Annotated in this window: 10 protein-coding genes; 2 read left to right on the forward strand and 8 right to left on the reverse strand. The window is 65.8% G+C overall.

Annotation, left to right across the window (positions count from 1 at the left end):
* Positions 1 to 6: 6 nt before the first annotated feature.
* The gene (locus CH286_RS26910; protein ID WP_032405525.1) at positions 7 to 234 is read right to left on the reverse strand and encodes a DUF3263 domain-containing protein; all 228 of its coding nucleotides are present in this window, start codon (positions 232 to 234) and stop codon (positions 7 to 9) included.
* 101 nt (positions 235 to 335) lie between these two features.
* Between CH286_RS26910 and CH286_RS26915 the strand changes: the two genes are divergently transcribed.
* Entirely contained in the window at positions 336 to 2,249 is a 1,914-nt protein-coding gene (locus CH286_RS26915; protein ID WP_094610982.1) for a dipeptidyl-peptidase 5, read from the forward strand.
* Here CH286_RS26915 and CH286_RS26920 read toward each other — a convergent pair.
* The 3 genes from CH286_RS26920 to CH286_RS26930 form a co-directional block, all read right to left on the reverse strand.
* Positions 2,242 to 2,511: a hypothetical protein gene (locus CH286_RS26920; RefSeq protein WP_141215907.1), complete on the reverse strand. Its 270-nt coding sequence runs from the start codon at positions 2,509 to 2,511 to the stop codon at positions 2,242 to 2,244. The genes CH286_RS26915 and CH286_RS26920 overlap by 8 nt on opposite strands.
* 161 nt (positions 2,512 to 2,672) lie before the next feature.
* Positions 2,673 to 3,593, reverse strand: a complete 921-nt coding sequence (locus CH286_RS26925) for a hypothetical protein (RefSeq protein ID WP_094610918.1) — start codon at positions 3,591 to 3,593, stop codon at positions 2,673 to 2,675.
* A gap of 183 nt (positions 3,594 to 3,776) precedes the next feature.
* Complete coding sequence (locus CH286_RS26930; RefSeq protein WP_094610919.1) at positions 3,777 to 7,205, reverse strand: (Fe-S)-binding protein; 3,429 nt, start codon at positions 7,203 to 7,205, stop codon at positions 3,777 to 3,779.
* A 586-nt stretch (positions 7,206 to 7,791) separates the two neighbouring features.
* On the opposite strand from CH286_RS26930, the gene CH286_RS26935 reads away from it, so the two are divergent.
* On the forward strand, positions 7,792 to 8,448 hold the full coding sequence (locus tag CH286_RS26935) for a hypothetical protein (RefSeq protein WP_094610920.1): 657 nt from the start codon (positions 7,792 to 7,794) through the stop codon (positions 8,446 to 8,448).
* A gap of 65 nt (positions 8,449 to 8,513) precedes the next feature.
* On the opposite strand, the gene CH286_RS26940 is transcribed toward CH286_RS26935, so the two are convergent.
* From CH286_RS26940 to CH286_RS27990, 4 genes are all read right to left on the reverse strand, one after another.
* Positions 8,514 to 9,632, reverse strand: coding sequence for a S1 family peptidase (locus tag CH286_RS26940; protein ID WP_176458365.1), 1,119 nt, complete (start codon positions 9,630 to 9,632; stop codon positions 8,514 to 8,516).
* 78 nt (positions 9,633 to 9,710) lie between these two features.
* Complete coding sequence (locus tag CH286_RS26945; protein ID WP_176458366.1) at positions 9,711 to 11,009, reverse strand: S1 family peptidase; 1,299 nt, start codon at positions 11,007 to 11,009, stop codon at positions 9,711 to 9,713.
* Positions 11,010 to 11,084: 75 nt separating this feature from the next.
* Positions 11,085 to 12,725, reverse strand: coding sequence for an Hsp70 family protein (locus tag CH286_RS26950; protein ID WP_094610922.1), 1,641 nt, complete (start codon positions 12,723 to 12,725; stop codon positions 11,085 to 11,087).
* Positions 12,722 to 13,843, reverse strand: coding sequence for a hypothetical protein (locus CH286_RS27990; protein WP_094610923.1), 1,122 nt, complete (start codon positions 13,841 to 13,843; stop codon positions 12,722 to 12,724). Before CH286_RS27990 ends, CH286_RS26950 begins: the two co-directional genes overlap by 4 nt.
* Between the last annotated feature and the right edge of the window lie 11 nt (positions 13,844 to 13,854).

A 13,854-nucleotide genomic window follows, 5' to 3' on the forward strand; every position in this document is an offset into this window, starting at 1 on the left:
GGTGGCTCAGGTGAGTCTCGTTCGGCAGATGTCGAGGATCGCCGCCCGCTCGTCGGGGGACAGATCCTCGGCCACCGGCGAATCGAGAATACGACGCAGCCGCTGGAAATAGGTACGCCCGTCGACACCGAATGCGACGTAGATGTCCTCGTCGCTGCCGCCGCCGTATCCCTGCCAGGTTCGGCCGAATGTCAGAATCTCGTGGTCCACCGATTGGGTAGTGGTCCGGCGCATGGTGTTCCCCCTACTGCTGCTTGTGCTCCATCATCCGGGTCACTGTTGAAGGGCCGGTGAACAACGCGTTACGGCCACGTCAGTTCACTAGGGTGGAGCTCGTGACTGCACTCGCCTTCGGATCCTGGCCTTCGCCCATCACTGCAGCAGACCTGTCGTCCGCGGGCCATCCCGTCGAGGGCGGTCGCTACGTCGGCGACGAGATCTGGTGGTCGGAACTGCGACCTGCCGAACAAGGTCGGACGGCGATCTGTCGCCACGTCGACGGAGAGGTGCAGCCGATTCTCCCCGCACCGTTCAACGCCCGCACCCGAGTCCACGAATACGGCGGCGGGGCATGGACTGCGACCGCAGACGGCGACCTGGTGTTCGCCGAGTTCTCCGATCAACGCGTCTATCGCCTCACCCCCGGCGGGTCACCCGTGCCGCTGACTCCGAAACCGGCTGTGGCGTCGAGCATCCGGTACGCCGAATTGTCGGTGGTCGGTAACGACGTCATCGCCGTCCGCGAGATGCACGACGCCGGTGCGGTATCGCGAGACATCGTGGCGATCGACCTGAGCGGCGGCGGAGTGCGCTCGTTGGTGGCGGGCTCGGACTTTCTGGCGTTCCCGCGCTTGTCGCCCGACGGCACTCGCATCGCTTGGATAGCGTGGAACCATCCGCAGATGCCCTGGGACGGAACCGAACTGCGCGTGGCTTTGCTGGCCGATCCGTCGTCCTGGACGGTGCTGCTGGGTTCGACCGATGAATCGGTGATGCAGCCGGAGTGGATCGACGACCAACGGTTGTACGTCATCAGCGACCGAAGTGGTTGGTGGAACCTGTATTCGGTGACGCTCGACGGAGCTCTAGCATCGCTGCTGACGCTCGACGCCGATTTCGGGGCCCCGCTGTGGCGACTCGGATCGAGTTGGTACGAGGTGCTGGGCGACGGAAAGATGCTGACCGTGCGGACCGTCGGTACCGACACCCTCGCCGTGCTCGACCCTGCATCCGACACTCTGGACGACATCGCGCTCGAGGGTGTGACGTCGGTAGGTCTCGGTGGGCGCCGTGGATCGACCGTGTTGATCAAGGGCGGTGGCGCGCAGGTGGCGAGCGGGCTGTTCGCACTCGATCTCGAAACCCGTGAACTCACGCCTGTGCGTTCGGGTTTCGAGTCCGTCCCCGACGGTGCGTACTTGCCGGAGGGACGTCAGGTGACGTTCCGTGGACCGAACCGCGAGGTGCACGCCATTGCCTATGCGCCGCGCAACCCGTCGTACGAAGGGCTCGACGGGGAACTCCCGCCGTACGTCGCGTTCGTGCACGGCGGCCCCACGGCACACGTGGCACCCGCACTGAACCCGCTGTTCGCGTACTTCACCAGCCGCGGCATCGGCGTCGTGGATGTGAACTACGGCGGGTCGAGCGGGTACGGCCGCGAATACCGCAATCGCCTGCGCGGGCAGTGGGGCGTCGTCGACGTGGAAGACACCATCGCCGCAGTGCAGGGGCTCGCCGACAGCGGCCTCGCCGACCCGCGCCGGTTGGCCATCGAAGGTGGCTCCGCAGGTGGTTGGACGGTGTTGGCAGCACTGACGTCTTCGGATGTATTCGCGTGCGGGGCTTCGTATTTCGGTGTCGCCGAGCTCGAGCTGTTCGTCGCCGAGACCCACGACTTCGAATCCCGCTACATCGACGGCCTCATCGGACCCTTGCCCGAGGCCATCGACCTGTACCGAACCCGCGCACCGGTCAACAACGTCGACGGACTCTCGTGCCCGGTGCTGTTGTTGCAAGGACTGGACGATCCGATCGTGCCGCCGTCACAGGCCGAGCGATTCCGAGACGCCATGGTGCAGAAAGGAATTCCGCACGCATACCTGGCCTACGCAGGCGAGTCGCACGGATTCCGCAAACTCGACACTCAGGTGAACGCACGAGAGTCCGAACTGTCCTTCTACGGCCAGGTCATGGGATTCACGCCGCCCGGAATCCCCGAGCTGGAGCTGTGGCGTCCCCCTAGCTGAGTGGGGGGTGTGCGCGCTTCGCCTCGAGAAACTCGAGCAGCGCGCTGGGGATGGCGCAGTACTTGCTGTTGCCCACGGACAACTTGCTGCCTGCCTCGAACGCGGCCTTCGACGGGCCGTCGTTCTCGAGGATCAGTGCGCAGAGGCGCTCGTCGGTGCGGCCCGATTCGCAACACTTCTCGACGTGTGCTCGGTCGTCGGGGGTCAACGCCGCCCACCACGCGTCGTAGCGTCGCCAGAGCTTGTCCGCGTCGTCGGTCATGCCTGCTCCTACTTGTCGGGTATGCCGTGCGTTTCCGACCATACTCACGGTGCCCGATTCGTCCACGTCGCGGGGGTGCGACAGGAGCTTCACGCCGCATTTGCAGGGTGCGCGCCCCTGCTCCGACGTGAGCGGGGGCGCGCAGTCGGTAGAAGAGGCGCTCACTTACGGTTTCGGGCGCGCTCGGCAGCGTCGAGAATCATCCGATCGACCAGTTGGGGACGGTCGAGGTCTGCCCAGGCGATGCGCACTACCTGACGGCCGGTTGCGCGAATGCGATCCTCGCGACGCTTCTCTTCCCACACCACGTCCGCCGCGGACCTTCCTTCCGGCACATAGCGTCCGTACTTCACCTTGCCGTCGAATTCGAGCACGGTCTCGATCTCGGGCAGGTCGAAGTCCACGCGCCCGACGAAGCCACGGGAATCTGTGATCGGTACCTGCAGCTGTGGGGTGTGACCCAGGTGATGCAGCAACACCCGGGTACGCGATTCACCCACACTCTCGGACCGGCCGTCCATGAATCGCGCAACCTTGCGGGCCATCCGATTCCCGGGATGGTTCGGGCATGAATCCAGCACTGCAACAATCTGTTCCACCGTCACACCTGCGGTTCGCGCGGCGACATCCGCAATGCACACCGCCGTCTCGAACGGAAGAGTGCGAGCGCAATCGGCGACGGTTCGCGCGAGCCCCGTAACCAGCACACCGTCGAAGGTCGTGACTTCCTCGTCCGTGTAGGGAGACGCGTGCAGACTTCTGACGGCGCTGCTGCGCCCACCACCACGGGCGCGATTGCGCGTGATGTGCACTCGGCTCAGATCGGCATTCCACACGTCGAGACCGTGAAAGACGGCCGCGCTCACATGACTGACGACTGCGTCGGGTGAGGTGGTCGCGTCGAACACAGCCTCCGCGATGACGCGGTGCTTCTCTTCCGTTGTGAGCGAGTCGAACTGTGTCCTGCTCACGAACCGCCCGGGTCGCAGTCGACGCCAGGCCCGCGTTCGGCAGTACCGCTGCAATTCGGCGTCGGAGGTGCCGCGGGCGAGAGCGTCGGATCGCGAGACGATGCGGGTCATGCAGGAATGCTCTCCAGCGCAATCGCTTTGGACAAGCCCCTGTGCCCGATTGTGGATAACTCGGTGCCTGTGGATAACGGTGCCCGTGTACAGCGTGGCCGGGGACCTCACACCCCTACTGACGACTGCGCGCCCCTGCTCTGAGGTGAGCGGGGGCGCGCAGTCGGTAAAAAGGGTGTGAGGTTACTTTCGGCGACCCGGAACCTTGGCTCCCGGAGCGAATCCGAGTCCACCGGCCTTCGGCTTGGGCGGAGTCCGATCATCCGAACCGCTGGACGCCGCATCGGCTGCAGTGTCCGACTCTTCTGCCTTCGGTGCCTCTGCCTTCGGTGCCTCTGCCTTCGGTGCCTCTGCTTCCGGTGCCTCGGCCGCTGGTGCCTCGGTAGTCGGTGCGTCGGCTACCGGTGCTTCGGCCACCGGTGCCTCGGCTTCCGGGGTCGGCTCGGCCTTCTCCGGCTCCGCCTTTGCCGGCTCGGCTGGTGTCGCCGCAGGTGCAGCGGCCGCCGCACCCGGTGTCCGCGCGCCTGGCTTCTTGAATCCGGACTTCACGGCCAGGCCCTTGGGCTGGACGGTCGGCTTGGATTCTGCTGCAGCCGTATTCGTTGCAGCGGGCTCTGCGGCGGCGGGTGCTTCCGAGGTCGCGGCCTCGGCAACAGGTGCCTCGGAAGCAGATGCCTCAGCAGCAGGTGCCTCAGCAGCAGGTGCCTCGGCAGCCGGAGCTTTCGCCGCAGGGGCACTCGCGGTCTTGGCTCCCGGCTTCTTGAATCCGGACTTCACGGCCAGGCCCTTCGGCTGGACGGTCGGCTTGGATTCGCTTGCGGCAGCGCCCGATTTCGCGGATTCGCTCGCGGCCTCGGGGGCAGGTGCCGCAGCAGCCGGTGCAGCCTCGGCGGGCTTGCCCGGTGCCTTGGCTCCCGGCTTCTTGAAGCCCGACTTCACGGCCAGACCCTTGGGCTTGACGGTGGGGGTCGACTCGGAAGCTTCGGCTGTGGCGGGTGCGTCGGACGCCGCGGGAGCGTCGGCAGGTGCAGCTGCAGGTGCCGACGCCTTCGCGCCGGGAGCCTTGCCTTTCATCTGCAGACCCTTGCCACCGGGTGCCTTGCCTCCGGCCATTCCGAGACCCTTCGGCTTCGGAGCAGCGTCGGCGGGAGCGGCCCCTTTGGTGTCAGGCTCGACGGTGTCGGCCTTGGCAGCGGAACCGGGTGCCTTCGCCCCTGGTGCCTTGGCCAGACCCTTCATCTTCAGTCCGCCGCCGGCCTTGGGAGCGGGAGCTGCCGGAGCGGTCTTCGCCTCGGCCGGCTCTTCGACGGGTGCGATGCGCTCGGCCTCTTCGACCTCCATCGCCTTTTCGGTTTCGAGCTTCTCCTCCGGAGTGCGCTCACGCGGGATGACCTTGATGTTCTCGGCCAGCACCGAGGACTCGACGCGGGTGATCGACTCGAGCATCAGCTGCGCGACATCGACAACCTCGACGCCCTCGTGCGCGCCGCCTTCCTGCCGGGCAGTGACACCGTCGGTGAGCATGACGCGGCAGAACGGGCAACCTGTGGCGATCTTCTTCGGGTTGGTCGCGAGTGCCTCGTCGACCCGGTCGATGTTGATGCGCTTGCCGATGTTCTCTTCCATCCACATGCGAGCGCCACCGGCACCACAGCACATGGAACGCTCACCGTGACGCGGCATCTCCTTGAGGTTGGAGCCCGACGCGGCCATGAGCTCACGCGGAGCGTCGTACACCTTGTTGTGACGGCCGAGGTAGCACGGATCGTGGTACGTGATGTCCTGGCTGACCGAGGCCACCGGGATCAGCTTCTTCTGGCGCACGAGGCGGTTGAGCAGCTGCGTGTGGTGCACCACGTCGTAGTCGCCGCCGACCTGCGGGTACTCGTTGCCGAGTGCGTTGAAGCAGTGGGCGCAGGTGACGACGATCTTGCGCTTGGTCTGCTCGACACCGTCGAACACGTTGTTCAGCGTTTCGATGTTCTGCATCGCGAGCTGCTGGAACAGGAACTCGTTGCCCGCACGGCGAGCGGAGTCGCCGGTGCAGGTCTCATCGGCACCGAGCACCATGAACTTCACACCTGCGGTGGCGAGCAGCTCGGCGACGGCCTTCGTGGTCTTCTTCGCGCGGTCCTCGTAGGCACCGGCACAGCCGACCCAGAAGAGGTATTCGTAGTCCTGGAACGAGTCGGCGTCCTGGCCGAAGACCGGGATGTCGAAGTCCATCTCGTTGATCCAGTTGAGCCGGTCCTTGGAGTTCTGGCCCCACGGGTTGCCCTTGTTCTCGAGGTTCTTGAACAGACCTGCGAGCTCGGACGGGAACTCCGATTCGATGAGCACCTGGTAGCGGCGCATGTCGATGATGTGGTCGACGTGCTCGATGTCCACCGGGCACTGCTCGACGCAGGCACCACAGGTGGTGCAGCTCCACAGCACCTCGGGGTCGATGATGCCGCCCTCGATGGCGTCGGCGACGAGCTTGCGATCGGCCTCGTCACGGGCGGCCTGCGGGATGGCGTCGAGCTTGGCCTGATCGACGTTGCCCTCGGCGTCGACGAGTCCGACCTCGTCACCGGCCATGTCCTTCTTGCCGCCGGCCAACAGGTACGGAGCCTTGGCGTGGCTGTGGTCGCGCAGCGACATGATCAGCAGCTTGGGGGAGAGGGGCTTGCCGGTGTTCCACGCGGGGCACTGCGACTGGCAGCGGCCGCACTCGGTGCACGTGGTGAAGTCGAGCCAGCCCTTCCAGCTGAAGTCCTCGATCTTGCCTGCGCCGAACGCGTCGACGTCGGGATCGGCCTCTTCCATCTCGAGGACCTTGCCGCCGGACATCATCGGCTTGGCCGGGCCGAGTGCGACGGTTCCGTCGTCCATGCGCTTGAAGTAGATGTTCGGGAACGCGGTGAAGCGGTGCCACGCGACGCCCCAGTTGATGCGGGTGCCCACGATGTAGAGCCAGATCATGCCGGACATCAGCTTGATCAGCGCAAAGATCGAGACCATGTTGGAGTTGGCCGGCAGCAGCTCGGCGAGGCGCATAGTGAAGAAGTCGGTGTACGGGTTCGAGTGTCCGTAGGTGGCGATCTTGCCCGCCTTGACGAACACCATGCCCAGGCCCTCGATGAGCACGACGGCCTCGACGAAGTAGGCGGCCTTGAACCCGGAGCCGGCGAAGCGCGACTGACGCTCGGGCTTACGCGGGTGGTTGAGCTGGCGAATGATGATCAGCGTGGTGATGCCGATGACCGTGCCGAGCCCGAGAATCTCGTCCATCAGGTGGTAGATCGCGGTGTCGCCGACGATTGGCCAGTGGAACTCGGGGTTGAACGTCTGTCCGTATGCCTCGAACCAGAACACGGACCCGACCATGAAGCCGATCATCACCAGCCAGTGCGCCCAGCCGACGGTACGGAACTTGACCATCTTGGTGTGGGCGGCGAACTCGATGATCATCTGCTTGAAGCGGGGGACGATCGGTCGCCAACGGTCGGGTGCCGGCTGACCCAGCCTCACGATGTTGAACATGCGCAGGGCCCCACGAATGAAGGCGTACCAACACACGAGGCTGAGCAGAGCACCGACTGTGCCCAACGTGATCGTCAGGGCGTTCATGTCGTGGCCTTTCGCTGTAGGTGGCAGCTGGGACAGCTACCGCTGGTTCAGCCCGTCGAGCAGGATGACGGCTTAAGTTACTCACGAGTAGCTATGCGACTGTACTGATGGGTAACTTAGCATCGTTCTGGCAAACGATGCTGGTGGGCGTCGAAATGAGGCCATCCGACGGGTGGGCTGAACTCGTCAGTAGGTTGTCTCGTAGGTCACGTTAGGCGTAGGCCCCAGTAGTGCTGTCGAGAAGGCAGTCCTAACCTGCCTGCTGCGCTGCCGAGTCGACGCCGTGGTGGGGCCGCTCGCGTGCGGGAACTGCCGCCCCTTCCTATGTTGTAATCGACCGATCGAACGACATTTTCGCGACATGGTGAGGCTCTGCAGCCCCGTGTGCTGCGGAAATCGAATATGTTTGTGACAGTTGATAACTGATAGGTGTCGGAGTAGTTGCAAAAGGACAACGAACGGTACGATTCGTGCGCTACACTTCGGTCGCACCGAACGTCGCAAAAGGGTCATCGGGGTGGCTTGGAGCCCGGCAGGACCTGTTCCCGTCGAGCGCGCACATCACAGAAACGGAACAGAATTCCACATGAAACTCAGTAAACTGGTCGTCACCTCGGCCTTCGTCGCAGTGGCGATGGGTCTGGCCAGCGGAACCGCCTACGCGCAGCCCGATTCCAGCACGACGACTCCGGACACGAATTACACCGTCGATCTCGAAGACCGCACGATCGTCACCACCATCGATGCAGGTGTCTTCAAGGTTGCCGACGACGGCAAGACGGTCGACGTCCTCGACGCCGCTGACAAGACTCTCGTGACTCTCCCGCTCTCGTTCAACCTGGGCGGACTGAACTTCCCGTACGAGCAGAACGTCGATGACAACGGCAAGACCCTGCGCCTGATCCCGACCCTCGACTTCACGAAGGCGTCGGCGAACTCGCGCAGCATCGGTGCAACGACCGTCGCATCGCCCGAGGAAAACCTCGCGGCACAGCAGAACTTCTCCTCGCAGCTCGGTATCGCGACTGCCATCGGCGGCTTCACCGGAACTGCCATCGGATTCGGTATCGGTGCTCTCGGAGTGCTCGCCGGACCGGTCGTCTTGGCTTCCGTTCCGCTGTTTGCAACCATCGGTGGAATCGTCGGCACGATCGTCGCCGGTGGCCCGACTCTCGTTGTGGCAGGTATCGATCTGCTCAACACGCTGAACGCGGCACCCGGCACCTCGGTGTACGCCAAGTAAGCAACGTCCCACACGAAAACCCGCACTCTCGTCGAGGGTGCGGGTTTTTTGTGCGCTGCGTATGGCTACGACGTGCGAACCGTCAGTCCGGGGTTCTCGGCCAGCACATCGTTGATGGGGGTGGCAAACAACTCGGGTCGCTGGCCCTGCAGCATGGTGAACACCGTCGCGATTTCGCAGGACGGTTGATCGCCCACATTCGATGCGCTGGCGATGCCGACTGCGAGGGTGCCGCTGACGATCGGTCCACCGCTGTCTCCGCGGAGAGCGCAGATGGAGGTGGAGAAGCTTCGGTCCATGACGGCCTCACCCATGGTGACGTTCTGGCCCGTGGACAGGATTGTGCCGCAACTGAATCCGGTTCTGGAGCCTGACTTGCAGACCGGCGCACCCACGATGGGATCCACCGTTCCGGTGACGTGCAGCGGCCCCGAGCCGGGCACTCGCACCGCATTGCTCTCGAATCCTCCGACGTTGGCGTCGTCGATGTCGATCAAAGCGTAATCGTTGTGCGACTGGCTGGTTCGGTAGAACGAGCCGAACTTCGACCCGACGAGAGTCCCGTACATCGGGTAAGCGCCGGTCGAATCCGCAGAACCGGTTGCTGCCGGATTGCAATGGCCCGCAGTGATGTTGACCGACCCACGCGTCGGGTCGACGGCATTGAATCCGAGCGAGCAACGCAAACCGAGGCCGGCCGGGGTGCCCGCGAGGAAGCTGTCTCCCCCGAGATAGGAACTGGGACGTATCGGACCGGCAGTGGGCGCGACGTCGAAGGGGAGCAGCTCCAGTAGTGGGTCGACGGCGTCACGTACTCCCTGCGGAATCTCTATCCCGGAGGCGACGGTAGCGAACCCGTTGGCCGACGCGGCGTCGGCCACCTCGGCGTAGATGGGGCCGTCCACTACCGTGACGACAGGCCGGCCGTCCGCATCGAGCCAGGTACCCGTGACGCCCTCGGATCCGACGGCGACAGCGAACTCCGCCAACCGTCGAGCCGCGTCGGCTCGATCGAGGAACTGTTGCGGATCGAGCCCGAGGTCGCGGGCCACGGCTTCGGCCAGCTCGGGTGGCAGTACCGGATTCGCACCCACTGCCGGTGCGGCAGCGGCGACAGGAGCGAACACCGCCATCGCCATCACGCATGACACGGCAATCGACAACCCCAGCGCACGGCGACGCATGAAACCCCTCCCCCGAGGCATCCACGATGTGATGCCGTTCACTGACTATAGGGGGTGGACAGCTGCCGACCTACCTGCTCATTCGGTTCGCAGAGTCGCTTCGGTTGCGTCGACGACCTGATCGATGGGAATGCCCAGGCTCGCGGTGCCGCCGTACTGCGCCAGCGCCAAATTCGCTTCGTTGCAATCGGGTGCGCCACCGCTGTTCGATCCGCTGGTGATCCCGAGCGCGAGTGTTCCGGTGACGATGGCACCGCCGCTGTCACCCGCCAGAGTGCACGCGGTGCTGGCGAATCCACGAACCGTGCGGGAGGTGCCGTCCTCCATGTAGAGCTGCGTCTCGACTCGGTCGGCTGCGACAACGCCGCACGTGAACGACGACGACTGTCCGGACTTGCAGACCGGCGCTCCGATCACGGGTGCTGCGGTTCCGGTGATCGTGACGGTGCTGCCGTTGGCTCCGCGGACGGTGGGGCGGTCGAGGCCGGATGCGATGCCGCTGTCGTTCAGGGCGATCACCGACCAGTCGAGGCCGTCCTGTGCGCCCAGGCTCGACCGATCGAACGACCCGATCTGGGTGCTGCGCCCGATGTCCGCCGGATCGGGAAGGTAGACCGGTGCGCCGCCGGCTCCGGTGGCCTTGTTCGGATTGCAGTGTCCGGCACTCAAATTGACGGCATCACCGGACTTGTCGACGGCGTTGAACCCGAACGAACAGATGCTGATGTCGGTGGTCGGAGCGTCGGCGATGGGCCCGGTGCTGGTGACGTAGGTGTCGCCGCCCATGGGAGTCGGGTCGACCGGCTTGTTTCCACCGGGGGACAGGATGACCTTGATGTTGGCCAGCAGCGTCGGGAGGTTGAGCGCGCTACCGATCGGGCTGTTCACCAGGTCGATGACCACCTGGTTGTCGATGAAGTCGATGGCCGTTCCGTTGATCTGCTCGGAGATCTCACGGGGGAGGCCGGCGATCCACCCGTTGAGGTCTGCCAGCGACTTCTCCAGCCCGTCCGCCGACACCGGTGACTGAGCGGTGGCATATCCGTCCTTGGCCACTGCCTGAGCTGCGGCAGGGGAGGTGACGGCGACGACGGCGTTACCGTCGGGTCCGATCCATGCGCCGGCGAAATCGGCGGGGCGGCTGGCACGGAAGTCCGATGCGTAGGCGGACAGTTCCTGCGCGCGAGCGGCTCGATCGAGATACTCCTGCGGGGAGATCTTGAGATCGCGCTGCACGGCCTCGACGAGCTCTGCGGGAAGCCGATCGGCAGGAGATTGGACGACGGGCTCGGCGGCCGCTGTTCCGGAGAACGAAGCGAACAGTAGGAAAGCCGTCGAGCACAGCACTGCAGCACGCAGAGCCCCGGTGTTACGCATGAAATCCCTTCATCGGGTGCTTGGTATCAGCGCCCCACCCTAGGGCATCAGTCGCTGAACCAGTGTTTGCGCAGCTCAGGGTGTATCGGTTTCAGCAGACGTGGTTGTCGTCGTGGTGGTGGTAGCTGGGGTCGTGGTCGTCGCGACCGGGGTTGTCGTCACCGGGGTCGTGGTCGGCACCGGGACGGTGGTGGCGATCACGGGCGGAGGCGTGGGGATCGGTGCGGGCGGCGGCGCAGGCAGCGGCGCGGGTTGGGGCGGGACGTACGGCTCGTACGTCGGTTCGTCGACCACCTCCGGCGCGACGACGGTTGGAGCAGGAGTGACGGTTGTGGTGGTCGTCGGCGTGCGCGTCGAGGTGACGACCGGCGAGCCCGCATCGGTGACGGCCGGGGGCGTCGGAGCCGGCGAGCTGCCGAACACGCCACTGACCGCCGCGATTGCCAGAACGATCACCACGCCCGCCGCAGCGCCGGCAATGATGGTCGTGATGGTGCGCGAGCGTTCGCTGCGTTCCTTCTTCGCCTCGGTCGACGCGAGGGCCGGGGCGACCGCAGGCACGGCACCGCTGTTCGACGCGTTCTCCTCTGCCGGTTCGACGGGGTGGGACCGGAACTCCGAGGGCTCGAACATCGGTGCCACCGCCGGCATCGCCTCGGAGAAGGCGAGGGACTTCTCCGGCGCTACAACAGGAATGGCGTCGGTATCGAGCGAATCGGTGCCGTCGTTGCGGGTCACGATCGGTGCGGCACCGGTGACGAGAGAGTTGCCGTCGACATCGTCGACCTCGGCGAGCAGCAGTGCGCCTCGGGGCGCTGCGAGTGGCTCGACGACGAGCCGGCCCGACGTCCGTTCGGCGATCTCCGCCGCCACCGACTCCAGTTCGGCGCTGCCTCCGGTGAGCACCACGGTCCCGGTCTGCGGCACGTCGAGGGTGCGGACCGAAGGCGCGACCAGCTCGGCGAACTCGGCTCGCGTCACGGTCGTGGTCTGCGACAGGCCCGGCAGATCGACCGAGATGGTGGCCTGCTCGTCCGTGCTGAGCGCATGTTTGGCTGCCTCGCAGGAGGCAACGACGCCGGTGAGGGCGGCCAGGACTGCGGCGTCGGACAGATCGATGTGCTCGCGATCGGTGACCACGTGATCGAACAGTGCGTCGGTGAACACGTCTCCGCTGACGGCGGTGGTGCGAACCGTTCCGCCTCCGGGATACGTCGAGATGTCGGTGCCGGTGGCACCGATGTCGATCACCGTGGCGGCCGTGCCGGGGTTGCGTTGCGCGAAGGTGCTGGCGGCTTTCGCGTCGGGCACCAGTGCGATTGCGGTGAGACCGGCGTGATCGAGCGCATCACGCAGCAGCGCTACGCTCTCGCGCGGCCATCGCGTCGGGTACGTCATGGTCGTGACGGGTGCGTCGGCCGACTCGGTTGCCGAAGACATCATGGTGACGAGGCAATTGGCCGCGTTGGCCATCAAGTCCTCGGCGCGGTACGCGGCGGCGTCGGGTTCGAGGTCCTCCTGCTGACCGACCAGGTCCACGAACCGGGTGAAGGGCGCGGTGTCGGCGGGTTCGCCGAGATGGGCGCGACCGTCCTCGTCGAATCTCAGAGTTGTCGGTACTACGACGACCGTCGGCTCGTCGTCGGCGCGGACGCGGTGGACCGCCACCGACCTGGTGTTGCCGACGGTGATTCCGAGATGCCCCGCACCGCTCATCGAGTTCCCTCTGTCGCTGCGTCACGTGCCTGCTCGGTCACGGGTTGTGGTTCGGTCGAATCCGGTTCGGTCGTCTCGCCGGTGTCGTCGGCCGGTTCCTCGACCGGGACCTCCGGTTCGGGTTCGACCGGATCGATGGTCTCACGCGGTTCTTCGCGGTCTCTGGTCTCGGGCGCTTCGAGTGCCGGGCGGGTGTCGATCTCGGTCGGGTCCGGCTTGCTTCGAGGGTTCTCGGAGGTTTCGGCCGGGCTCGTTTCTTCGGTAGTTTCCAGCGGAAGAGGTGCGACCGGGGCGATCTCGGCGGCCGGCTCCACGACGACGGTGGGGAAATCGATCGGGCCACCGGCTCCGGTCCCGGACGACGTTGTCGGCGGTATCAGCTGGGCGTTGCCGATGGTGGGCACCGTCGTGTCGGTGGAGGTCCCCAGCTGCAGCGCGATCAGGGACGCGCCGACGATCAACGCCGAGGCGAACGCCGCCGCCGCGAACAGAGGGCGACGGTCGGATCGTGTGGGGGACAGCACCGCGATCCGTTCGGTGACGGCGTCGACGGGGAATTCCGAGGCCAGAATCGCTGCACCGCGCGCCGCGGCGACGGCTGTGTCCCTGCTCTCCAGGGTCGCTCGCACCGACGCATTCCACGCAGCGAGCGCCTCCGCTTCGGCCACCAGCGACACGTGCGCGAGGCCGTGCGCATTCATCGCCGAACGCAACGCGAAGACCTGATCGGCCGTCCAGCGGGCCGGGTAGGTGGCGGCCGCGGCGAGGTCGCCCGGTTGCAGATCGATCGACGACGCCACCTCGGTGAGCAGGCACAACAGGGCCATCGACGTCAGCTGCTCGGCCGGAAAGACGGTGCCCTTGCTGCCGGTGACGCCGACGCCGTCGGCGAGAGAGTCGAGGAAGTGCGTGTACGCCTCCGACTTCTCGTCGGGTGCGTCACCGAGCGAGACGGTGCCGTCGGGATGAGTGTTGAGCACGGTCGAGTGCAGCGACGCCAGGTGCAGCGACGGGCCGGGCGCAATGGGATGCGACACCGCGGCGACGGCGCGTTCGTCGTCCAGATGGAGGCCGACGTCCGGCGTGCCGATCCTCACACTGCCGGGCTGCTCGGTCATGGGGGTGCTGC

The sequence above is a fragment of the Rhodococcus sp. WWJCD1 genome (assembly GCF_002258735.1).
GTDB lineage: Bacteria > Actinomycetota > Actinomycetes > Mycobacteriales > Mycobacteriaceae > Rhodococcoides.

Excerpts from the sequence above, each read along its gene's own strand:
- CH286_RS26920 (WP_141215907.1), bottom strand. The coding sequence starts at position 2,511 with ATGACCGACGACGCGGACAAGCTCTGGCGACGCTACGACGCGTGGTGG.
- CH286_RS26930 (WP_094610919.1), bottom strand. The coding sequence starts at position 7,205 with ATGAACGCCCTGACGATCACGTTGGGCACAGTCGGTGCTCTGCTCAGC.
- CH286_RS26935 (WP_094610920.1), top strand. The coding sequence starts at position 7,792 with ATGAAACTCAGTAAACTGGTCGTCACCTCGGCCTTCGTCGCAGTGGCG.
- CH286_RS26925 (WP_094610918.1), bottom strand. The coding sequence starts at position 3,593 with ATGACCCGCATCGTCTCGCGATCCGACGCTCTCGCCCGCGGCACCTCC.
- CH286_RS26910 (WP_032405525.1), bottom strand. The coding sequence starts at position 234 with ATGCGCCGGACCACTACCCAATCGGTGGACCACGAGATTCTGACATTC.
- CH286_RS26945 (WP_176458366.1), bottom strand. The coding sequence starts at position 11,009 with ATGCGTAACACCGGGGCTCTGCGTGCTGCAGTGCTGTGCTCGACGGCT.
- CH286_RS27990 (WP_094610923.1), bottom strand. The coding sequence starts at position 13,843 with ATGACCGAGCAGCCCGGCAGTGTGAGGATCGGCACGCCGGACGTCGGC.
- CH286_RS26940 (WP_176458365.1), bottom strand. The coding sequence starts at position 9,632 with ATGCGTCGCCGTGCGCTGGGGTTGTCGATTGCCGTGTCATGCGTGATG.
- CH286_RS26950 (WP_094610922.1), bottom strand. The coding sequence starts at position 12,725 with ATGAGCGGTGCGGGGCATCTCGGAATCACCGTCGGCAACACCAGGTCG.